Annotated in this window: 16 protein-coding genes, 1 tRNA gene and 1 pseudogene; 12 read left to right on the plus strand and 6 right to left on the minus strand. The window is 72.4% G+C overall.

The window, feature by feature from the left end; genetic code table 11:
• Positions 1-24 precede the first annotated feature (24 nt).
• The 8 genes from ABD224_RS18585 to ABD224_RS18620 all read left to right on the plus strand — a co-directional run bounded on the left by ABD224_RS18585 (position 25) and on the right by ABD224_RS18620 (position 8,216).
• Positions 25-975 carry an ROK family protein gene (locus ABD224_RS18585; protein ID WP_344051223.1) on the plus strand — a complete coding sequence of 317 codons (951 nt, stop codon included), beginning with the start codon at positions 25-27 and terminating at the stop codon, positions 973-975.
• A 351-nt stretch (positions 976-1,326) separates the two neighbouring features.
• Entirely contained in the window at positions 1,327-2,595 is a 1,269-nt protein-coding gene (locus ABD224_RS18590) for an ABC transporter substrate-binding protein (protein ID WP_344051258.1), read from the plus strand.
• A gap of 19 nt (positions 2,596-2,614) precedes the next feature.
• Entirely contained in the window at positions 2,615-3,520 is a 906-nt protein-coding gene (locus ABD224_RS18595) for a carbohydrate ABC transporter permease (RefSeq protein WP_344051225.1), read from the plus strand.
• Positions 3,517-4,443 (plus strand): carbohydrate ABC transporter permease, encoded by a 927-nt coding sequence (locus tag ABD224_RS18600; protein ID WP_344051227.1) that lies wholly within the window; start codon positions 3,517-3,519, stop codon positions 4,441-4,443. Before ABD224_RS18595 ends, ABD224_RS18600 begins: the two co-directional genes overlap by 4 nt.
• Before the next feature lie 272 nt (positions 4,444-4,715).
• Positions 4,716-4,787: transfer RNA gene (locus ABD224_RS18605), tRNA-Ser, on the plus strand.
• Positions 4,788-4,891: 104 nt separating this feature from the next.
• Positions 4,892-6,559 (plus strand): TROVE domain-containing protein, encoded by a 1,668-nt coding sequence (locus tag ABD224_RS18610; protein WP_344051229.1) that lies wholly within the window; start codon positions 4,892-4,894, stop codon positions 6,557-6,559.
• A gap of 285 nt (positions 6,560-6,844) precedes the next feature.
• Positions 6,845-7,039 carry a hypothetical protein gene (locus ABD224_RS18615; RefSeq protein WP_344051231.1) on the plus strand — a complete coding sequence of 65 codons (195 nt, stop codon included), beginning with the start codon at positions 6,845-6,847 and terminating at the stop codon, positions 7,037-7,039.
• Between the two features lie 136 nt (positions 7,040-7,175).
• Positions 7,176-8,216: an NUDIX hydrolase gene (locus ABD224_RS18620; protein ID WP_344051233.1), complete on the plus strand. Its 1,041-nt coding sequence runs from the start codon at positions 7,176-7,178 to the stop codon at positions 8,214-8,216.
• A gap of 140 nt (positions 8,217-8,356) precedes the next feature.
• On the opposite strand, the gene ABD224_RS18625 is transcribed toward ABD224_RS18620, so the two are convergent.
• On the minus strand, positions 8,357-9,712 hold the full coding sequence (locus ABD224_RS18625) for a dipeptidase (RefSeq protein ID WP_344051235.1): 1,356 nt from the start codon (positions 9,710-9,712) through the stop codon (positions 8,357-8,359).
• A 215-nt stretch (positions 9,713-9,927) separates the two neighbouring features.
• On the opposite strand from ABD224_RS18625, the gene ABD224_RS18630 reads away from it, so the two are divergent.
• Positions 9,928-11,199: a geranylgeranyl reductase family protein gene (locus ABD224_RS18630; protein ID WP_344051237.1), complete on the plus strand. Its 1,272-nt coding sequence runs from the start codon at positions 9,928-9,930 to the stop codon at positions 11,197-11,199.
• On the opposite strand, the gene ABD224_RS18635 is transcribed toward ABD224_RS18630, so the two are convergent.
• Positions 11,183-11,701 carry a nitroreductase family deazaflavin-dependent oxidoreductase gene (locus ABD224_RS18635; RefSeq protein WP_425581004.1) on the minus strand — a complete coding sequence of 173 codons (519 nt, stop codon included), beginning with the start codon at positions 11,699-11,701 and terminating at the stop codon, positions 11,183-11,185. The two genes, ABD224_RS18630 and ABD224_RS18635, sit on opposite strands and share 17 nt — an antisense overlap.
• A gap of 93 nt (positions 11,702-11,794) precedes the next feature.
• Here ABD224_RS18635 and ABD224_RS18640 point away from each other — a divergent pair, with 93 nt between their 5' ends.
• On the plus strand, positions 11,795-12,532 hold the full coding sequence (locus ABD224_RS18640) for a TetR/AcrR family transcriptional regulator (protein WP_344051241.1): 738 nt from the start codon (positions 11,795-11,797) through the stop codon (positions 12,530-12,532).
• 191 nt (positions 12,533-12,723) lie between these two features.
• The gene (locus ABD224_RS18645; protein ID WP_344051243.1) at positions 12,724-15,231 is read left to right on the plus strand and encodes an ATP-dependent Clp protease ATP-binding subunit; all 2,508 of its coding nucleotides are present in this window, start codon (positions 12,724-12,726) and stop codon (positions 15,229-15,231) included.
• Positions 15,232-15,265: 34 nt separating this feature from the next.
• On the opposite strand, the pseudogene ABD224_RS18650 reads toward ABD224_RS18645, so the two are convergent.
• The 4 genes and pseudogenes from ABD224_RS18650 to ABD224_RS18665 form a co-directional block, all read right to left on the minus strand.
• Positions 15,266-15,535: pseudogene (locus ABD224_RS18650) on the minus strand (MFS transporter); the annotation flags it as partial.
• 87 nt (positions 15,536-15,622) lie between these two features.
• On the minus strand, positions 15,623-18,907 hold the full coding sequence (locus ABD224_RS18655; RefSeq protein WP_344051245.1) for a heavy metal translocating P-type ATPase: 3,285 nt from the start codon (positions 18,905-18,907) through the stop codon (positions 15,623-15,625).
• A 352-nt stretch (positions 18,908-19,259) separates the two neighbouring features.
• Positions 19,260-19,706, minus strand: coding sequence for a hypothetical protein (locus ABD224_RS18660; RefSeq protein WP_344051247.1), 447 nt, complete (start codon positions 19,704-19,706; stop codon positions 19,260-19,262).
• A gap of 39 nt (positions 19,707-19,745) precedes the next feature.
• A complete protein-coding gene (locus ABD224_RS18665) occupies positions 19,746-19,979 on the minus strand; it encodes a heavy-metal-associated domain-containing protein (protein WP_344051249.1) in 234 nt (77 codons plus the stop codon).
• Positions 19,980-20,373: 394 nt separating this feature from the next.
• On the opposite strand from ABD224_RS18665, the gene ABD224_RS18670 reads away from it, so the two are divergent.
• Positions 20,374-21,473 (plus strand): AAA family ATPase (locus ABD224_RS18670; RefSeq protein WP_344051251.1); only part of this gene is annotated, 1,100 nt, incomplete at its 3' end.

A 21,473-nucleotide genomic window follows, 5' to 3' on the forward strand; every position in this document is an offset into this window, starting at 1 on the left:
GGTTGACGGGGAGATTCGACTCTGATGCACACGGACCTCGTGGCTGCGCTGGACATCGGCGGCACCAAGATCGCCGGAGCGCTGGTGGACGGTCACGGCAGCATCCTGGTGCGCGCACAGCGCGCGACGCCCGCGCAGAAGGACGGCGACACCGTCATGCGCGCCGTGGAGGAGGTGCTCGGCGAACTGATCGCGTCGCCGCTGTGGGGGCGGGTCACGGCGCTGGGCATCGGCAGCGCGGGCCCGGTGGACGCCTCCACGGGCACCGTCAGTCCCGTGAATGTGCCCGGCTGGCGCGGCTATCCGCTGGTCGAGCGGGCCCGTGCCGTCGTCGGCGGTCTGCCCGTGCGGCTGATCGGCGACGGGGTGGCCATCGCGGCGGCCGAGCACTGGCAGGGCGCCGCCCGCGGCCACGACAACGCGCTGTGCATGGTGGTCTCCACCGGTGTGGGCGGCGGCCTGATCCTGGGCGGGCGACTGCACCCCGGCCCGACCGGCAACGCCGGCCACATCGGCCACATCAGCGTGGATCTCGACGGCGATCCGTGCCCGTGCGGCTCGCGCGGCTGCGTGGAGCGCATCGCGAGCGGCCCGAGCATCGCCCGCCGTGCGCTGGCGGACGGCTGGCGGCCGGGCCCCGACGGCGACACCTCGGCCGCCGCGGTGGCCGCTGCCGCCCGGGCCGGCGACCCGGCCGCCCTGGCCTCCTTCGAACGTGCGGCCCGCGCCCTGGCCGCGGGCATCGCCGCCACCGCGGCCCTGGTCGAGATCGACATCGCGGTGATCGGCGGAGGGGTGGGCAAGGCGGGCGACATTCTTCTCGCTCCCCTCCGCAAGGCCCTGGCCGACTACGCCACGCTCTCCTTCGCCCGGCACCTGACGGTCGTCCCGGCCCGGACGGGCACGGACGCCGGCCTGGTGGGAGCGGCGGCGGCCGTCCTCACGGCACGGATGGACGCGACGGCGGGGGTCTGAGGGAGCCGCGGCGGCGGATGCCGGGGCAGCGGGTGCGGCAGGGCCGCCGCGGGCAGCGGCCCTGCGGTCAAAGCCCCGATCACTGAGCGACAGGAGAGGCGGAGGAGCAGCGGCAGGAGGGGATCATGTCCGTTGTGTCGCTGTGCGTTTGCGGTTGGAGATGTCGGATTCCGTTGGAAGAAGTAGATAACATTTGTTCGATATCCCGTCAGACCCCTTGACGACCGGGTGAAAAGGCGGTGAGATCCAACTCCCGCGTTCGTTTGTGTTGGATGGCACCCCGAGGAGGGGGACATGGCGCAGTCATCGTTCGCACGGCTCGCCCTGCCGGGGGAAACGGCAGGACATCCGATGTCCCGGCGCAGTCTCTTACGGGGTGCGGCCGCCGGAGCCTGCATGGTCACGCTCCCCGCCCTGCTGTCCGCCTGCGGTTCCGGGCCCGGTGGGAACAAGAACACGGTCACCGTCGGGTCGAACGCCTCGGACGCCGTCCCGAGGAAGGCGTACGCGGCGGCCTTCGAGGCCTACCAGAAGCAGTCCGGCAAGAAGGTGAAGGTCAACACCAAGGACCACAACGACTTCCAGGAGAACATCAACCGCTATCTGCAGGGCACGCCCGACGACGTCTTCATGTGGTTCGCGGGATACCGCATGCAGTACTTCGCCCAGAAGGGGCTGCTGACCGAGATCAGCGACGTGTGGGCGTCCTTCTCCGGGTTCTCCGACGCCATCAAGGAGCAGTCGTCGTACGACGGCAAGCAGTACTTCGTGCCGTACTACTACTACCCGTGGGCGGTCTTCCACCGGAAGAGCCTGTTCCAGCAGAGGGGCTACCAACAGCCCAGGACCTGGGACCAGTTCATCGCGCTGGCCAAGCAGATGCACAAGGACGGCACCCCGGTCGCCTTCTGCGACAAGGACGGCTGGCCGGCCATGGGCACCTTCGACTACATCAATCTGCGTCTCAACGGCTACGACTTCCACAAGGCCCTGATGGCGGGCGAGGAGGCCTGGAACGACAACCGGGTGAAGAAGGTCTTCGACACCTGGCGCGAACTGATGCCGTACTACCAGAAGGGCGCCCTCGGCCGGACCTGGGAGGAGGCCGGACAGAGCCTGCAGCAGCGCAAGACGGGCATGGTCGTCCTGGGCATGCAGCACCCCGGCACCCAGTTCCCGGAGAACGAGCGCGACGACATCGACTTCTTCGCCTTCCCCGAGATCGACCCGAGCCACGGTCAGGACGCGGTCGAGGCGCCCATCGACGGCTTCCTGGCCGCGAGGAAGGCCAAGAACACCGACGGTGCCAAGGAGCTGCTCAAGTGGCTCGGCACACCGAAGGCCGAGGACGTCTATCTGCGGCACGACCCCAGCAACGTGGCCGTCAACTCCGGTGCCGACACCTCCGGTTACAGCGCCCTGCAGAAGAAGTCCGTCGAACTCGTCGCCGGCGCCAAGCAGATCTCGCAGTTCCTGGACCGCGACACCCGTCCCGACTTCGCCTCGACCGTGATGATCCAGGCGCTCCAGGACTTCATCCGGAACCCGAAGGACGTGGACGGGCTGTGCAACCGCATCGAACGGCAGAAGAAGACCATCTTCTCCCAGCCCGTCGACTGATCACCGGGGGAGACCTTCCGTGGCGCTCACCTTTCCGCGGCGCGCCGGACGGCGGCGGTTCACCCGCCGTGACCTCGTCGTCCTGGGCGTGCTCCTCGGCATTCCGGTCCTGCTCGACATCGCCGTCGTCTGGGGCCCGACCCTGGCCTCCATCGGGCTGTCCTTCACCGCCTGGGACGGCATCGGGGACATCCACTGGGTCGGCGGGGACAACTACGCGAATCTCGCGGACAATTACCCGCCGTTCTGGCCGGCGGTCCGCAACAACGTCCTGTGGCTGCTCTTCCTGGGCCTGATCGCGACCCCGTTCGGACTGTTCCTGGCCGTCCTCATCGACCGGGGCATCCGCTTCAGCCGCTTCTACCAGTCCGTGTTCTACATGCCGGTGGTGCTCTCGCTGGCCGTGGTCGGTTTCATCGCCCAGCTGGTGCTGGGCACCGACCAGGGCGCGCTCAACACCATCATCGGCAACCGCGACGACCCGATCGACTGGCTCGGCGACTCCCGCCTCAACATCTGGATGATGATGATCGCCGCGAGCTGGCGGCACGTCGGCTACGTCATGATCCTGTACCTGGCCGGCCTCAAATCCGTCGACCCGGCCCTGAAGGAGGCGGCGGCGATCGACGGCGCGGGCGAGCGCCAGACGTTCTTCCGCGTGGTCCTGCCGACGCTGCGCCCGGTGAACGTCATCGTCGGCGTCATCACGGTCATCGAGGCCCTGCGCGCCTTCGACATCGTCTACGCGGTCAACAAGGGCCGCAACGGCCTGGAGCTGCTGTCGGTGCTCATCACCGACAACATCATCGGCGAGGCCAGCCGCATCGGCTTCGGCTCCGCCATCGCCGTGGTGCTGCTCGTCGTGTCCCTGGGGTCCATCGTGACCTTCCTGGTCCAAGAGCTGCGAGGTGCCCGCCAGACATGACGACCGACATCCGCACCCCCCTGCCCGTGCGCCGCCCGGCGCCCGCCCTTCTTCAGCCGCCGCGGCCCCGCCGGCGCCGCGGCCGCTGGGGCGCGCAGATCTTCCTCACGGCGGTCTCGCTGGCGTTCCTCGCCCCGCTGCTGCTCGCCGTCTACGCCTCGCTGCGCCCGTACCAGGAGACGGCCCAGTACGGATACTTCTCCTGGCCCAGGGAACTGTCCTTCGAGTACTACCGCCGTGCCTTCACCGAGTCCGGCATGGGCAAGTACTTCGTCAACACGCTGATCATCACGGTGCCCGCGGTGATCGTCACCCTGTTCCTGGCGGCGTTCGTGGCGTTCGCGGTCTCGCGTCTGCGGCTGCGCGGCGGCCTGGTCCTGCTGGTGTTCTTCACGGCGGGCAATCTGCTGCCGCAGCAGGTGATCGCCACTCCCCTGTACGTGCTGTTCAACAGGATCCCCCTGCCGTGGTGGATGTCCGACTCGCTGACGATGTACGACTCCTACTGGGCCGTCATCGTCGTCAACATCGGCTTCCAGCTGGGTTTCTGCGTCTTCGTCCTGGCCAACTTCATGCGCACGCTGCCCCAGGAGATCCTGGAGGCGGCGGTCGTCGACGGCGCCGGCGTGTGGACGCAGTTCTGGTGTGTCACCCTGCCGCTGTGCCGTCCGGCCCTCGCGGCCCTGGCCACCTTGGAGTTCACCTGGATCTACAACGACTTCCTCTGGGCCCTGATCTTCATCTCCGACCCCGACAAGCTCCCGATCACCTCCTCCCTGAACAACCTGCGCGGCCAGTTCTTCACCGACTACAACCTGCTGGCGGCCGGTTCGGTCCTGGTGGCCCTTCCGACGGTCCTGGTCTTCCTGCTCCTGCAGCGGCATTTCATCGCGGGGCTGACCCTGGGGTCGACCAAGGGATGACCGTGACCGGCACACATGCGGGTGCCGGCCCTCGGCCGGCGCACCACCCCGCGGTGACCGGCGCCGCCGGCTCGACCGCGTGATCCTCCGGCCGCGGCGGGCGTCGTGGCGTCCGGTGGCGGGGCCCTTAAATTCGCTGGACGGGGTGTCAGCTGCCATGGGTATGGTGATCGCACAACGTCATGCACCTCCCGGTGCGCAGGCCGCGGCTACTTCTTCCGGTGAACGTGCCGCAGCCGTCCTTGATCTCGGGAGGCACGGCATCGGGGGGTGCCCGGTGCGCAGGCGACGGGTACTTCCGCTGTCAACGGGGTGGTTGCGGGTTCGATTCCCGCCGGGGGGCTCAGGGCCTCCGTAGCTCAATCGGCAGAGCTCCTGCGTTCCCGTCACCGACTTGATCTCGGGCACCCCACTGCTGGGTCTCCCCTCCGCAGTGAGGGGCTTTTTCATGACCAGATTCAACACCCGCGGCACCCGCACGTCCGTCTCCTCGCCCGTGGCGTCGACCGGGGAGACGACCCGCACCCACGAAGGCGGCACCGGCTACCTCCGCGACACCAGGTCCGAGCTGTTCCTGCTCGCCGTCTCCCACTTCGTCGGCACCGACACCTTCTACGAGAAGGGCGGCGACCGCGACGACCGGTACACGCAGCTCGTGCGCACGCTCGCCGTCACCGACCCGGCGTGGTGCGCCGGCTTCCTCCGCTGGCTCCGCGGCGACGCGAACATGCGCACCGCATCCCTCGTGGGTGCCGCCGAGTTCGTCAAGGGCCGCCTGGACGCCGTGAGGGCGGGAGACCTCACCCCCGATGCGCGGGCGGAGAACGCCGCGGGCGGTGGCTGGAACCGCCGCGTCGTCGGCTCCGTGCTCCAGCGTGCCGACGAGCCCGGCGAACTCCTCGCCTACTGGACGTCGAAGTACGGCCGCCGCATCCCCAAGCCCGTCAAGCGCGGCATCGAAGACGCCCTCGGCCGGCTGTACACCGAGCGGTCCCTGCTGAAGTACGACACCGCCTCCAAGGGTTTCCGCTTCGGCGACGTCATCGAACTCGTCCACCCGGCCCCGGCCGCGCCGTGGCAGGGCGACCTGTTCGAGCACGCCATCGACCGCCGCCACCACCGCGACAGGCCCGTCCCCGAGTCCCTGCGGCTGCTCCGCACCCGCGACGAGATCGCCAAGTGGCCGGTGGAGAGGCGGCGCGCTGTGCTGAAGCGCCCGGACGCCGCCGGCTTCCTGCAGCACGCCGGCATGACCTGGGAAGCCCTCGCGGGCTGGCTGCAGGGGCCGATGGACGCCGCGGCGTGGGAGGCCGTCATCCCGTCGATGGGCTACATGGCGCTGCTGCGGAACCTGCGGAACTTCGACGAGGCCGGTGTCCGTGACGAGGTCGCCGAGACGGTGGCCCGCCGCCTCGCGGACCCGGAGCAGGTCGCCCGGTCCCGTCAGCTGCCGATGCGGTTCTACTCCGCGTACCGGGCGGCGCCGTCGCTGCGCTGGGGCCACGCCCTGGAGAAGGCGCTCGACACCTCCCTCGCCAACATCCCCGTCCTGCCGGGAAGGACGCTGGTCCTCGTCGACACGTCCTCCTCGATGGAGGAGAGGTTCTCCCGGGACGGGACGCTGATGCGGTGGGACGCCGCAGCCCTGTTCGGGATCGCGCTGGGGCAGCGCTGCGCGAACGCGGACGTCGTGTCCTTCTCGTCCGCCCGCTGCTCCTGGGGCGACGCTCCCGGCGCGAAGACGAAGGTGTTCCCGCTGCAGCGCGGCGAGTCCCTGCTGCGCGCGGTCGGCCGGTGGAAGGACGGGGGCTGGTTCCTGGGCGGCGGCACCGACACCGCTCTCGCGCTGCGCGAGGAGTTCCGCGGACACGACCGGGTCGTCATCGTCACCGACGAGCAGGCCGGGCACGACCACCAGGAGGTGACCCGGTCCGTACCGGAGCCGGTGCCGATGTACACCTGGAACCTCGCGGGCTACCGGGCCGGGCACGCCCCGTCGGGGAGCGGACAGCGGCACACGTTCGGCGGGCTCACCGACCAGGCTTTCCGGATGATCCCGCTGCTGGAGGCCGGGCGGGACGCGCGCTGGCCGTGGGAGGACGCCTCCGCCGCCTGACTCCGTGCCGCACCGCTGCCGGGCCCGCCGCGCAAGTCCCCCCGTTGCGGCGGGCCTTGTGCGGCACCCTGGAACGGCCCGGCGCGGGTGGCCCTTCCGGCGGTCCTGGTCTTCCTGCTTCCGCAGCGGCATTTCGTCGCGGGGCCGGCCCTGGGCCGACGAAGGGGCGGCCCAAGGGGCTTTTGTCCGGGGCGGGCCGGGTCCGCGGGACCGGCGCATCCCGGACGAAGGACCTCATGGCGGCCTGTGGCGTGACCTCTGGGCGGTCACGGCAGTTGAAAGGGCATGAAGAAGCGCAGCATGCTCGCCCTCGCCTCCCTGGCCACCGGATTCGTCGTGGCCGCCGTCACTCCGTCGCACGCCGCCGAGCACGGCCGGCTCGGCGATCCGGCGGTGAAGGACGCCGTGGGCACCATCGGCCAGATCCTCGAACAGGACAGCCTCCCCATGGCCGACAAGGCCCCGCAGCACCGCCGCTGAGGCCGGCCGGGAACGGCGCCGGTGCCCCGAGAGGGGGGCACCGGCGCCATTCTGTGGGCGGGTCCTCCACGGGGGGCTGGTTTCCGTGGCAGGGTGAAGCGGGCAAGCCACAGGGGGCAACACAAGAGGGGGACTCGTGATCGTTTGGATCAACGGCGCTTTCGGTGCGGGCAAGACCACCACCGCACGGGAACTGGTCGAGCTGATTCCGAACAGCACGCTCTTCGACCCCGAGGTCATCGACGGTGCGCTCACGCATCTGCTGCCGCCCAAACACCTTGCCGAGGTCAACGACTACCAGGATCTGCCGATCTGGCGGCGCCTGGTGATCGACACGGCCGCCGCGATGCTCGCCGAGCTGGGCGGAGTCCTCGTGGTCCCCATGACACTGCTGCGTCAGGAGTACCGTGACGAGATCTTCGGCGGCCTCGCCGCCCGCCGCATCGCCGTCCGGCATGTCCTCCTCATCCCGGCCGAAACGATCCTGCGGGAGCGGATAGCCGGCCGTGAGATCCCGCCCGGACTCCCCGACGGCGAGGCGCGCATACGGCAGTGGTCCTACGACCACATCGAGCCCTACCGGGCCGCCCTCGCCTCCTGGCTCACCGCCGACGCCCATCCCGTCGACACCAGCTCCCTCACCCCGTACGAGACGGCCGTCCGGATCGTCGAGGCCGTCAGCAACGGTGCCGTGCCCGTCTGCGACATCGTGCAGACCCCGGAGCCCACCGGCGAGACGGTCGCCTCGGGGGTGCTCCTCTTCGACGAGCAGGACCGGGTGCTGCTCGTCGACCCCACCTACAAGCCCGGCTGGGAGTTCCCCGGCGGTGTCGTCGAACCCGGGGAGGCCCCGGCCCGCGCGGGGATGCGGGAGGTCGCCGAGGAGACCGGGGTGCGGCTGAACGACGTACCCCGTCTGCTCGTCGTCGACTGGGAGCCGCCCACGCCCCCCGGCTACGGCGGTCTGCGCTTCCTCTTCGACGGCGGCCGCCTGGGCTCCGCGGCGGCCGAACGCCTGCTCCTGCCCGGCCCCGAGCTGCGCGACTGCCGCTTCGTCACCGAGCAGGAGGCCGCCTCCCTCCTCCCGCCCGTCCGCTACGAACGGCTCCGCCGCGCCCTGCGGGCGCGCGAACGCGGAGCGGCGGTGTACCTGGAGGCGGGCGTCCCGGTCGGCTGACGCCCGGCACCCCGTGCCCCGGTCCGCTCCGCGGCATCGGCCGGATCCGGGGACGTTCCGCCGCCGGAAAAGCCGGAAAGCCGACGGAGACCGGAGGAGGTCAGAGGGACCGAGGCCGGGGAAGGGCGGGCGCGGAGGGCTCAGCCCGCCGCGTAGTTGCGCAGGAAGAGCGCCTCCGCGACCGACAGGCGCTCCAGCTCCTCGGGGGAGACGCTCTCGTCCACGGCGTGGATCCGCGCCTCCGGCTCGCTCAGGCCGATGAGGAGGATCTCGGCCTTCGGGTAGAGCGAGGCGAGGGTGCTGCACAGGGGGATGGAACCGCCCTGGCCGGCGTACTGCATCTCCTGGCCCGGGTAGGCGGCTGCCATCGCGTCGGCCATCGCCCGGTAGGCCGGGCCGGTGGTGTCGGCGCGGAAGGCCTGGCCCTGGCCGATCCGCTCGGTGCGCACCCGGGCGCCCCACGGTGTGTGCGCCCGCAGGTGGGCCTCGAGCAGCTCGGTCGCCCCGGCCGCGTCGACGCCCGGCGGCACCCGCAGGCTGACCAGGGCACGGGCGCTCGCCTGCACGGACGGGGTGGCACCGACGACCGGCGGGCAGTCGATGCCGAGGACGGTGACGGCAGGGCGGGCCCACAGACGGTCGGCGACCGTGCCGGAGCCGATCAGCTCCACGCCGTCGAGCACCTTGGCGTCCTTGCGGAACTGCTCCTCGTCGTACCGCAGGCCCTCCCACACGGAGCCGCCGTCCAGACCGTCCACGGTCGTCGAGCCGTCCTCGGAGCGCAGCGAGTCCAGGACGCGGATCAGCGCGGCGAGCGCATCGGGGGCGGCGCCGCCGAACTGGCCGGAGTGCAGATTGCCCTCGAGGGTGTCGACCTGGACGCGGACCAGGGTCATGCCACGCAGGACGGTGGTGGCGGTGGGCAGGCCGAGGCGGAAGTTGCCGCTGTCGCCGATCACGATGGCGTCGGCCTCCAGCAGCTCCGGGTGCTCCTCGGCGTAGCGCTCCAGACCGCCGGTGCCCTGCTCCTCCGAGCCCTCGACGATCACCTTGACGTTCACCGGTACGCCGCCGTTCGCCTTCAGCGCGCGCAGCGCGAGCAGGTGCATGATGACGCCGCCCTTGCAGTCGGCGGCGCCGCGTCCGTACCAGCGGCCGTCGCGCTCGGTCAGCTCGAAGGGCGGGCTGGTCCAGCCGGCCTCGTCCAGCGGCGGCTGCACGTCGTAGTGGGCGTAGAGCAGAACCGTCTTCGCACCCTCGGGGCCGGGCAGACGGCCGTACACCGACTGGGTGCCGTCCGGGGTGTCGAGCAGGGCCACGTCCGTGAAGCCCTCGGCGCGCAGTGCGTCGGCGATCCAGCGCGCGGCCGCCTCGCTCTCGCTCCGCGGGTACTGGTCGAAGTCCGCCACCGACGTGAAGGCCACCAGTTCGGCGAGTTCCGTCCGCGCCCTGGGCATCAGGGAGGCGACGGTGTCGGCGACCGGATGCGACGGCATGGGCACGCTCCTTGTGGGTGCGATGTCGCACTCGTGGGTACCGGGGTGGTACTTCCGAGCGCTTCTGTCCTGTGGATGATCGTGTCAGAGCAGGCGCGCCCCGGCGTACGGGGCGTGCGCGCTGCCGATCCTCCCACAACGATCCACGGCGAAGGCCGCCGTAGGATGCGACAGACAGCAGCGGCAGCCGGCTTGATCGGGAGCGGTAGACCATCGTGAGCAGCGGGAACTCTTCGGCGGACGACGTGCGGGGCGGCGAGCGGCAGGTGTGGGACGTCGTCGTGGTGGGCGCGGGACCCGCGGGTGCCTCGGCCGCCTACGCGGCGGCGGTCGCGGGACGACGCGTGCTGCTGCTGGAGAAGGCGGAGCTGCCCCGGTACAAGACCTGCGGCGGAGGGATCATCGGCCCCTCGCGTGACGCGCTGCCGCCCGGTTTCGAACTCCCGCTGAAGGACCGGGTGCACGCCGTGACCTTCTCGCTGGGCGGCCGTTTCACCCGCACCCGCCGCTCCAAGCAGATGCTGTTCGGCCTGGTCGACCGGCCCGAGTTCGACCAGCAGCTCGTCGAGCACGCGCAGAAGGCCGGCGCCGAGCTGCGTACGGGCACCACCGTCCTGCGGGTCGAGCAGCACGGCGCGGCGGTGCCGGACCGGCGTACGGTCGCCGTGGTGCTCCAGGGCGGCGAGACGCTGCTCGCGCGTGCGGTGGTCGGCGCGGACGGCAGCGCCAGCCGCATAGGGGCCCACGTCGGGGTGAAGCTGGATCAGGTGGACCTGGGCCTGGAGGCGGAGATCCCGGTGCCGGACACCGTCGCCGAGGACTGGCGGGGACGGGTGTTCATCGACTGGGGGCCGATGCCCGGCAGTTACGGCTGGGTGTTCCCCAAGGGGGACACCCTGACCGTCGGTGTGATCTCGGCGCGTGGTGAAGGCGCCGCCACCAAGCGGTACTTGGAGGAATTCATCGGCCGGCTGGGTCTGGCCGGCTTCGAACCGGCCGTCTCCTCCGGGCATCTGACGCGCTGTCGGGCAGACGACTCGCCGCTCTCGCGCGGACGGGTGCTGGTGTGCGGGGACGCGGCGGGGCTGCTGGAGCCGTGGACGCGCGAGGGCATTTCCTACGCGCTCAGGTCCGGGCGACTCGCCGGGGAGTGGGCGGTGCGCATCGCCGAGGCGCGTGACGCGGTGGAGACCCGGCGCCAGGCCCTGAACTACGCGTTCGCGATCAAGTCGGGGCTCGGGGTCGAGATGGCCGTCGGCAAGCGGATGCTGGCGGTGTTCGCACGTCGGCCCGGACTGTTCCACGCGGCCCTGACCGGTTTCCGGCCCGCCTGGCGGGCGTTCAAGGAGATCACGCAGGGGGCGACCTCGCTCGGCGAGATCGTCCGCACCCACCCCGTGGCCCAGCGCGCTCTGACCGTGCTGGACCGCCAGATGGCCGAGTCCGCCGCATCCGGCGCGAAGGACCCGGTCAGTCCACGACCGTGATCCGGAAGACCGGGTGGTCGGGGGCGATCGCGGCGATCTCCTCGTCGGAGGACTTCGCCGTGACGCCCTGGAAGAACCGGCCGACCTGCCAGCCCCACCGCTCCAGATAGGCCCGCAGGACCGGCGGCTTCTCGGCGTCGGGCAGCTCCTGCGCGGTGAACCTCCGCACCTTCCGCCCGACGCGCAGCTCCCCGCCGCCCGCCGCGCGCATGTTGCGGACCCACTGGGAGTGGCCGCGGGCCGAGACGAGGTACTGCTCGCCCCGGTAGGTGTGCGGGTTGACCGGGATGCGCTGCGGCCGGCCGCTGGTGCGGCCCCGCACGGTCAGCTCGGCGGAGCCGGCGAGGCTGATCCCGTACCGGGCGAGACGGCCGACGATGCTGTTGAGACGGGTGTTCCACCGGCTGCTCTTGAGGTAGTACGGCTGCGGTGACGACGACACGGTGTCCCCTTCCTCGGTGACCTTGAGAGAGCAGTGCTCTCGTTCGAGAACAGTGTGCACGGATCGGCGGTCCATTTCAAGAGCAGTGCTCTCTTTCTGGTGCACCGCTCTGTTTCGTGTGCACTGCTCCGCAACTGTGGAACACTTCTCTCCATGAGCACTGTGAAAGGCGCCCGTGCCCGGGCCAGGACGGAGATCACCGCGGCGATCAAGGACGAGGCGCGCCGGCAGCTCGCGAAGGAGGGCGCCGCGAAGCTCTCGCTGCGCGCCGTGGCCCGTGAACTCGGCATGGTCTCCTCCGCGCTGTACCGGTACTTCCCCAGCCGCGACGACCTGCTGACCGCGCTCATCATCGACGCCTACGACTCCCTGGGCGAGGCCGCCGAGTCCGCGCACGCGGCGGTGGCCGGCGCCGAGCCCCTCGCACGCTGGACCGCCGTGTGCGAGGCGGTCCGCGGCTGGGCGCTGGCGCACCCGCACGAGTACGCCCTCATCTACGGCTCGCCCGTGCCCGGCTACACCGCACCGCGGACGACCGTCCCGGCCGCGGCCCGCGTCGGCCTGGTTCTCATCGGCATCGTGCGCGACGCCCACGAGCGGGGCGAGCTGATCATCCCTCCGCTGCCGGCCGAACTGCGCGGCGAGTCCGAGCGGATGACCGCCGACCTCGCGCCCGGCCTGCCGCCCGAGGCGGGGGCCGCGCTCGTCGCCACCTGGGCGCAGCTGTTCGGGCTGGTCGGATTCGAGCTGTTCGGGCAGTTCAACCGGGTGGTGGAGGACCGTGAGCCGTTCTTCCGGCACGCGGTGGTCCGGCTCGCCCACGGGGTGGGCCTGCGGCCGGCGCCTCCCGAGGGATCCGGGCTTTCCGAGGACTCCGAAGAAAAGGCGTGACCCCTTCTCCTGACTGGCGCCTCCCGGCCGACGCCTCCCGGCCGGGAGGCCGGTACGGGCCCCGCGGCGGCGTCGTGCCGGCGAGGAGAGCGCGCCCGTACGCACCGGTCGGCGTAGATCGCGTTGCGGCGGGCCGTGCGGTGCGCTGGGGTAGAGGGGAGAGACGCTTTCCCCAGCCCCGGACGGCGATTATGACGATGTCCCCCTTCGGCGCCGCCTTCGGCGGCTCGGACCCGTTCTCCGAGATCCTCAACCGCTTCTTCGGCATGACGCCCGCCGCCTCACCCCCGCGGGTGCAGCGCGTGCCGATCGGACGGCTGCTGACCGAGTCCGCGCGCGAGTTGATCAACCAGGCCACCAAACGGGCGGCCGAGGACGGCAGCTCCGACCTGGACACCGAGCACCTGCTGTGGGCGTGCACCCAGGTGGAGCCGGCCCGCGGACTGCTCGCCCAGGCCGGGGCCGACCCGGACCGCCTCGGCGCGGACATCGCCGAGGCCCTGCCCGGCGAGAGCGCCCTGCCCTCCGCGCAGCCCGGCCTGACCCCGGCGGCCAAGCGGGTGCTGCTGCGCGCCTACGAGCACTCCCGGGCGGCCGGAGTGTCGTACATCGGCCCCGAGCACATCCTCGGCGCCCTGGTGGACACACCGGGCGCCCCGGCGGCGCGCATCCTGGCCGCCCACGGCATCGAGGTCGACCAGGTGCGCCGCAGCGCCGACACGGCGTCCCGTCCCGACACCGCGCCGGGCGGGGAGGAGGCGCCGAGCGCCACCCCGACCCTGGACCAGTACGGCCGTGACCTGACCGAGGAGGCCCGGGCCGGAAAGCTGGACCCGGTGGTGGGGCGTGCCGCGGAGATCGAGCAGACCGTCGAGATCCTCTCCCGCCGTGCGAAGAACAACCCCGTCCTGATCGGCGAGCCGGGGGTCGGCAAGACCGCGATCGTGGAGGGGCTCGCCCAGCGGATCGTCAACGGGGACGTCCCCAAACCCCTGAGGAACAAGCGGGTGATCGCCCTGGATCTCACCGGACTGGTGGCGGGCACCCAGTACCGGGGCCAGTTCGAGGAACGGCTGAAGAACCTCATCGACGAGGTCAAGGCGGCCTCCGAGTCGACGATCCTGTTCCTGGACGAATTGCACAACGTCGTCGGAGCCGGTGCCACCGGCGAGGGTTCCATGGACGCGGGCAACATCCTCAAGCCGGCCCTCGCCCGCGGCGAGCTCCATGTCGTCGGGGCCACCACGCTCGACGAGTACCGCCGGCACGTGGAGAAGGACGCCGCCCTGGAGCGCCGCTTCCAGCCGGTCATGGTGCCCGAGCCCGGCGTCGAGGAGACCGTGCAGATCCTGGAGGGCCTGCGCGACTCCTACGAGGCCCACCACCAGGTCCGCTACAGCGACGACGCCCTGGTCGCCGCGGCCGAGCTCTCGGACCGGTACGTCACCGACCGCTTCCTGCCCGACAAGGCCATCGACCTGCTCGACCAGGCCGGGGCACGGGTGCGCCTGCGCTCCCTGAACCGGTCCACCGAGGTCGCGGAGCGCGAGGACCGGCTGGCCAAACTGCGCCGGGAGAAGGACCAGGCCGTTGCCGCCGAGGACTTCGAGCGGGCCGCCGAGCTCAAGGAACGGATCACCGAGGTGGAGACGGAACTGGCGGGGCTGGCCGAGCGCCGCGAGGGGGTCCTCGAGGTGACCGCCGCCGACATCGCCGAGGTGCTGTCCCGGCGCACTGGCATCCCCGTCGCCCAGCTGACCGAGAGCGAGAAGGAACGGCTGCTGAAACTGGAGGAGGCCCTCCACGACCGGGTCGTCGGCCAGGACGAGGCGGTCGCCGCGATCGCACAGGCGGTGCGCCGCAGCCGGGCCGGCATGAGCGACCCGAACCGGCCCGTGGGCTCCTTCCTCTTCCTCGGCCCCACCGGCGTCGGCAAGACGGAACTGGCCAAGACGCTCGCCGAGTTGCTGTTCGGCGACGAGGAGCGCATGGTCCGCTTCGACATGAGCGAGTTCCAGGAGAGGCACACCGTCTCCCGGCTCGTCGGCGCCCCGCCCGGCTACGTCGGGCACGAGGAGGCCGGCCAGCTCACCGAGAAGGTGCGCCGGCAGCCCTACAGCGTGCTGCTGTTCGACGAGGTGGAGAAGGCCCATCCGGACGTCTTCAACACCCTGCTCCAGGTCCTCGACGACGGACGGCTCACCGACGCGCAGGGCCGCACCGTCGACTTCCGCAACACCGTGGTCATCATGACCTCCAACATCGGCGCCCAGCGGATCCTGGCCCACCAGGGCGACGTCTCCGCCATCAAGGACCAGCTGATGGAGGATCTGCGCGCGAGGTTCCTGCCGGAGTTCCTCAACCGCATCGACGACATCATCATCTTCCACCGCCTGAGCGAGGAGGACCTCGGCCGGATCCTGGACATGCTGCTGGAGGGCAGCCGCCGCCGGGTGCGCGCCCAGGGCCTGGAGCTGGAGGTCACCGACGCCGCGAAGAAACTGCTGATCGCCCACGGCCACCAGCCGGAGTTCGGTGCCCGCCCGCTGCGCCGCACCGTCCAGACCGAGCTGGACAACCGCATCGCCTCCCTGCTGCTGAGCGACTCGGCCTCCCCCGGTGACACGATCGTGGCGGACGTCGACAAGGACGCCCTGGTCTGCCGGGTCGAACACCCGAAGGCCGCCTCGGCCGCCTGACCGAGGCCACGGCGCCGGCTGTCACCCCCACCGGCCGCCGGGGCGCGAAGGCGATCGTGGCGGCGACGGCGGCCGGTACGGCGACGCCGGTGCGCGCGGCCGGCAGGGAGACCCCGCCGGCCATGGAGCCGGTCACGGGCGGACCGAGCGGCATGCCGCCGTGGCCGAGGGCGGAGGCGGTCGCGACGCCGCTCGGACCGGCCGGCGCACCGGCGCGTTCCACGGCCACGGGGAAGAGATCGGCCAGTTTGAGCCCGGCGACGGCGAAGCCGGGCAGCGCCGCCCACGCCGACGGCGTGAGCGAGCGTGCCGTGCTCTCCTGCGCGGCAACCGGGTCCGCGTCCCCGCCCCGCCGGTCGCGCAAGCGGCTTGACTCGTGCAACTTCCGGCGTCAGCGGGCCTGGACGGTGAACGGGACGGTGAGGACATCGCCGTCGGCGAGGCGGAACTGTGCCCACAGGCGGTAGGTCCCGGCGGTCGGGAACTCGGCATGGACGTCGAGTTCCGGGCCGAACGTCGTGCCCGGCAGGGCGAGGACCGGGCGGCCGTCGGAGTCGGTGGCCTCGGCGTGCTCATGGGCGAAGGTCGTCCCGTCGGCGCGCATGACCACGACGTGGCCGGCGGCGGCGAGGTAGGGCCGCAGATCGTCGACCGGTTCGCCGGTGGCGGCGTCGGTGAGGACGTAGCGAAGATCGCTGCGGCCTCCGGCCTTCGCGTCGCCGTGCAGTTCGACGCGGACGCCGCCGACGACCACGCTGCGCGGCCCGGCCACCAGGGGCACCGGCGCGGGTGCGGTGCCGGGGACGGTGAGCACCTGCCGGGAGTGCACGCCGGCCATCTGCCCCTGCCGGCGGAACTCGGTGTTGATGATGTACCGCCCGGCGGTGGGGAAGGTGACGTCCACGGCGAGTTGGCCGGGACGGCCTGTCGGCCGCGGGTGGACGTGGGCGAAGCTGCCGAGGTCGGCGCGGGTGACGATGAGGTGCATCCACGCCTCGTGACTGCGGGTCAGGTCCTCCACCGGCTCGCCGGTGGAGGCGTTCACGACGGTGGCCACCAGCCGGGCCGGCTTCCCGGGGCGCACGCCGGCGGGCAGGTCGAGGCGGACGTCGACGCCGGCGTCGGCGGCGTCGGTCGCCGGCACCTCCGCGGTCATCATCACGCTCATCGCCGGGCGCATCGGCATGCCGGTGCCCTGCACCCAGGCCAGCTGGCCGTTCATGCCGCGCTCGGCGAAGTCCATCCGGCTGACCGCGGTCAGGCCGGCGCCGAGGGTGAGGGCGCCGGCGGCGACGGCGGTCAGGAAGGCGTACTGGCCGACCCGGGCGCGCAGCGAGGGGTGCAGGATCTCCGCGGCGCCGGCCGGGCGGCGGAAGCGGCGCAGCCGCAGCGCGTTGGCGAGCACGCTGACCGAGCTCATCGCCATCGCCGCGGACGCCAGCACGGGGTCCAGCAGCAGGCCGCCGTACCAGTACAGGGCCCCGGCGGCGACCGGGATGAGCAGCAGGTTGTAGCCGAACGCCCACGTCAGGCCCTGCTTCATGGTGGTGACGGTGCGCCGGGACAGGGCGATGGCGGAGACGATGCCGCGCAGGTCGCCGCCGACGAGGGTGATGTCGGAGGCGGCGATGGCGACGTCCGCGCCGGTGCCGATGGCGATGCCGACGTCGGCGGCGCTGAGGGCGGCGGCGTCGTTGACGCCGTCACCCGCGAAGGCGACGACGTGCCCCTGTTCCCGCAGCTCGCGGACCTTCGCCGCCTTGTCCGCGGGCAGCACCTCGGCGAGCACGTGCTCGATGCCGACCTGCTCGGCGACCGCGTGCGCGGTGGCCGCGTTGTCGCCGGTGAGCATCCACACCTGCAGACCCAGCGCCTTCAACTGGGCGACGGCCTCGTCGGATTCGGGCCGGACGGTGTCGGCGACCGCCAGCACCGCGGCCAGGACCCCGTCGACCGCGACGAACATCGGGGTGCGGCCGGCCGCGGCCTCGCGGCCGGCGGCGCCGGCGAGCGCGGTGACGTCCACGCCGCGGGCGGTCATCAGCGCGGCGTTGCCGACCAGTACGCGCTTCTCGGCGACCTTCTCCGCGGCCTTCCCGGCGACGACGGCGTCGATGCCGTGGCCGGGGACGGCCTCGAAGGAGCGCAGCACCGGCAGGCTCAGCCCACGGGCCGTGGCGGCGTTGACGATCGCCTCGCCGACGGGGTGCTCGCTGCCGGTCTCGGCGGCGGCGGCCAGGGCCAGGACGCCGTCCTCGGACCGGCCGTCCACCGTGGTGACCGAGACGAGGGCCGGCTTGCCGCGGGTGAGGGTGCCGGTCTTGTCCAGTACGACGGCGGTGACCCGGCGGGCGGTCTCCAGCGCGTCGCCGTTGCCGATGAGGACCCCCAGTTCCGCGGCGCGCCCGGTACCGACCATGACCGCGGTCGGCGTGGCCAGGCCGAGCGCGCACGGGCAGGCGATGATCAGCACGGCGATCGTGGTGCTGATCGCCATCGTCAGCCGGTCGGTGTCCGGCCCGAACAGCGTCCACGCGACGAACGTGACCGCGGCCAGCGCCAGCACGACCGGCACGAACCACGCGGAGACCCGGTCGGCGAGACGCTGCAGCGGCACCTTCGCTCCCTGGGCGTCCTCGACCAGCCGGACGATCTGCGCCAGCGCGGTGTCCGCGCCGACCGCGGTGGCCCGGATGACGACGGTGCCGGTGTGGTTGAGCGTGGCGCCGATGACGGTGTCACCGACGGTCTTGTCCACCGGCAGGCTCTCGCCGGTCAGCATGCTCTCGTCCACCGCGGTCGTGCCGTCGGTGACGACCCCGTCCACCGGCACCTTCTCACCGGGCCGCACCCGCACGAGATCGCCGACGACGACCTGCTCGACGGGGATGTCGCACTCGGTGCCGTCGCGCAGCACCCGGGCGGTCTTCGGCGCGAGGCCGACCAGGGCGGTGATCGCCGCGGCGGTCCGCTTCTTCGCCTTCGCCTCCATCCACCGGCCGGCCAGGACCAGGGCCAGGATGACCAGCGAGGTCTCGAAGTAGATGTGCAGCGGCAGCCCCCACCGCTCGGCGGTTGCGGGCCAGAGGACGACGAAGGCGCTGTAGGCGTAGGCGACACCGGTGCCCAGGGCGACGAGCGTGTTCATGGTGGTCGACCGGTGCCGGGCCGCGGCCCACGCGGCGCGGTAGATGTCACGGCCGGCCCAGAACTGCACCACGGTGGCCACCACGAGGACGGCCGGCATCAGCCAGTCCATCGCGTCGAGGGGGAGCGGCACGTACATCAGCACCATCAGGCCCAGGCCGGCGGCGAGAGTGATCTGCCATGTGCGCTTGAGCGTGGTCAGGCGCGCCTCGTCGCCGTCCTCGCCCGGGGCGTTTGCGGCGGTACCGGGGCGCTCGGCGGCGGGCTGGGTCTCGTGGCGCGGGGTGGCGGTGTACCCCGCGCGCGTCACCGCGGCGGTCAGCTCCTCCAGGCCGACCCGGGCCGGGTCGAAGCGGACGGTGGCGACCTCGGTGGCCAGGTTGACCTCGGCGGCGATGACGCCGTCGACCCGGTTCAGCGCCCTCTCCACCCGGCCGACGCAGGAGGCACAGGTCATGCCGCCGATGTCGAGGGTGCAGCCGGCGCTCGCCCCGGTCGCCGAGGCGGCGGTCGGTGCGGTGGTCGTCATTTCGGTCTCCTGAGGGGACGTCTTCTGTGGGAACGGGGTGTTCCGGCCACGACTGAGGGTCCGGGCCGGCGGGTGGACCCGGACCGGCGGTTTCGCCGGGTCCGGCTGGTCCCGGTGAGCGGTTCGCAGGGGTGAGGGTGCGTACCTTCCCCGGTGGGCGGCGGGTGTGCCCGGGACGGTGAAAGGGACCGCCGCCCGGGGCCGGATGTGCCACCGCGGCGGCGGGTGTGCCCGGGACGGTGAAAGGGACCGCCGCCCGGGGCCGGATGTGCCACCGCGGCGGCGGGAGCGGCCGGGCCGGCCCCCGCCGCCGCGGTCGTCACCGATGCCGCGGGGCGGGATTCCGGCGGCCTCAGCAGTGGGCGTACTCGTACGGGCGCAGCAGCATCGCCGCGGCCATCGCCGGGAGCATGAGCACGTGCCCCCAGAGCATCAGCGCGGCCTCGTCGATGAGTCCGAGCGCCATCGGCACGAACAGCACCAGGAAGGGCACGTACATCGCCGCGCCCATCTCCGCGATGGGCCGCCAGCGGTGGCCGCGGAACCTCATCCACGCGGACATGGCGGCGGTCATGTTCGTCGCCATGATCAGCGCGCCTGTGTACGGGTTGCGCATCAGCCCGGAGGCGCCGACGGAGTCGAGGACGACCCTCCACACGGGGTGCAGGGCCACCATGCCGACGGCCATCACCACGACCATCTCGAGGAAGTGCCGGACGAACTTCTTGGCGCTCAGGCGGTGCTGGGGGTGCGCCGGGGTGTGGGTGGGCGTGCTCGAGGCCGGGGTCGCACTGTGCACGGCAGATCTCCAGTTCTCCAGTGGTCGGTGGGGGCGGGGTCAGGGGACGAGGGTGTAGCCGGCCTCGTCGACCGCGGCGGCGATGTCGGCGCGGTCGACCGGCTGGGAGGCGGTGACGGTGACCGTGCCGGTGGCCAGGTCGACGGTGACCGACTCGACGCCGGCGACGCCCGCGATCTCCTCGGTGACCGCGCGCCGGCAGTGCTCGCAGGTCATGCCGGTCACGGTGAAGGTGGTCGAGCCGATGAAGGTGCGGGGAGTGCTGGGCAGCATGGAATTCCTCCGGTGCTTCGGTGAGTGGCGGTGTGGTCGGTGACAAGAGTCGGTGCGCAGGGGGGTGCGTCTCACCGGGGAAATCGCCGGGTTTTTCGCCGGGGCCACAGGGCGCGGCCGGGCGGTGACCGGTGCCGGGCCGACGCGGCCACGGGCTGCCGGCCGGAGCGCGGTCCCGCGTCCCGGCCGGCGGTGGAAGGGGACACGGCTGCCGTCGGCGGGGTGACGGTTGGGGCGGCGGGACGACTCGGGCTTTCTCTTCCGGAGGGAGGGCGGGTGCCGGGTGCGGCCTCCACGCGTGCCGCCGGCCCGGTCACTCGTACCAGGAATTCCGCCGGGTTCCGTCCCCGGGCCCGTCCGGAGCATGCCCGTCCGCATCGATACCATCGGTTGCGTGCTGGCCGGACGTGACACCGAACGCGCAGCGATCGCCGATCTGCTCGACGCGGCCCGTGGGGGCAATGGGGGGGCGCTGGTCGTGCGGGGTGTGGCCGGGGCCGGCAAGTCGACGCTGCTGGCCGACGCCGTCGCCACGGCCTCGGACATGAGGGTGCTGCGCACCTGTGGTGTGGAGTCGGAGTCCCCGCTGGCCTTCGCCGCGCTGCAGCGGCTGCTGTGGCCGCTGCGCGCCGGGCTCGACCGCCTTCCGGCACCGCAGCGGGCGGCGTTGCGCGCCGCACTGGGCGAGGCCGAGGGCGCGGGCGACCGGTTCCTGGCGTTCCTGGGCACGCTGAGCCTGCTGGCCGATGCCGCCGAGGAGTTTCCGGTCCTGGCGGTCGTCGACGACGCGCACTGGCTGGACGACGCCTCGGCGGCCGCGCTGCTGTTCGTCGCCCGCCGGCTGCAGGCCGAACGGGTCGCGCTGGTGTTCGCCGCCCGTGACGGCGACGCGCGCCGCTTCGACGCCGACGATCTGCCCGACGTCGTCCTCGGGGGCGTGACCGGCGAGGCCGCCGACACCCTGCTGTCGGCCCACGCCGGCGGCACCGTCGACCCGGCGGTGCGCGACGAGCTGGTCGCCGGTACCGGCGGCACCCTGCTGGCCCTGGCCGAACTGGCCGGGGTGCTCACCGCCGAACAGCTGGCCGGCCGGGCGCCGTTGCCGGCCCCGCTGCCGCTGACCGGCGGGGTGGAGCGCGCCTTCCTGGACCGCTGCCGGCGCCTGCCCGAGCCGGCGCAGCGGTTCCTGCTGGTGGCCGCCACGGACGACACCGGCCGGCTGACCGTCGTCCGCGACGCCGCCGCCCGGCTCGACGCCGGGGCCGACGCCCTCGACGCGGTCGAACGGGCCGGGCTGCTGCGCGTCGACGGCGACACCGTCGACGTCCATCACCCGTTGGTGCGCTCCGCGGTCTACCGGGCGGCGACCAGCGCCCAGCGGCGGGCCGCGCACCGGGCGCTGGCCGACGTGCCGGACCTCGACCCCGACCGGCGCGCCTGGCACCTGGCCGCCGCCACCGACCGGCCGGACGAGACGGTCGTCGCGGAGCTGGA

Source organism: Streptomyces thermoalcalitolerans, from assembly GCF_039525155.1.
Classification (GTDB): domain Bacteria; phylum Actinomycetota; class Actinomycetes; order Streptomycetales; family Streptomycetaceae; genus Streptomyces; species Streptomyces thermovulgaris.

Bases quoted from the DNA above. Each gene is read 5' to 3' on its own strand.
- ABD224_RS18585 (WP_344051223.1), top strand. From the start codon at position 25: ATGCACACGGACCTCGTGGCTGCGCTGGACATCGGCGGCACCAAGATC.
- ABD224_RS18590 (WP_344051258.1), top strand. From the start codon at position 1,327: ATGTCCCGGCGCAGTCTCTTACGGGGTGCGGCCGCCGGAGCCTGCATG.
- ABD224_RS18600 (WP_344051227.1), top strand. From the start codon at position 3,517: ATGACGACCGACATCCGCACCCCCCTGCCCGTGCGCCGCCCGGCGCCC.
- ABD224_RS18610 (WP_344051229.1), top strand. From the start codon at position 4,892: ATGACCAGATTCAACACCCGCGGCACCCGCACGTCCGTCTCCTCGCCC.
- ABD224_RS18615 (WP_344051231.1), top strand. From the start codon at position 6,845: ATGAAGAAGCGCAGCATGCTCGCCCTCGCCTCCCTGGCCACCGGATTC.
- ABD224_RS18625 (WP_344051235.1), bottom strand. From the start codon at position 9,712: ATGCCGTCGCATCCGGTCGCCGACACCGTCGCCTCCCTGATGCCCAGG.
- ABD224_RS18640 (WP_344051241.1), top strand. From the start codon at position 11,795: ATGAGCACTGTGAAAGGCGCCCGTGCCCGGGCCAGGACGGAGATCACC.
- ABD224_RS18645 (WP_344051243.1), top strand. From the start codon at position 12,724: ATGACGATGTCCCCCTTCGGCGCCGCCTTCGGCGGCTCGGACCCGTTC.
- ABD224_RS18655 (WP_344051245.1), bottom strand. From the start codon at position 18,907: ATGACGACCACCGCACCGACCGCCGCCTCGGCGACCGGGGCGAGCGCC.
- ABD224_RS18665 (WP_344051249.1), bottom strand. From the start codon at position 19,979: ATGCTGCCCAGCACTCCCCGCACCTTCATCGGCTCGACCACCTTCACC.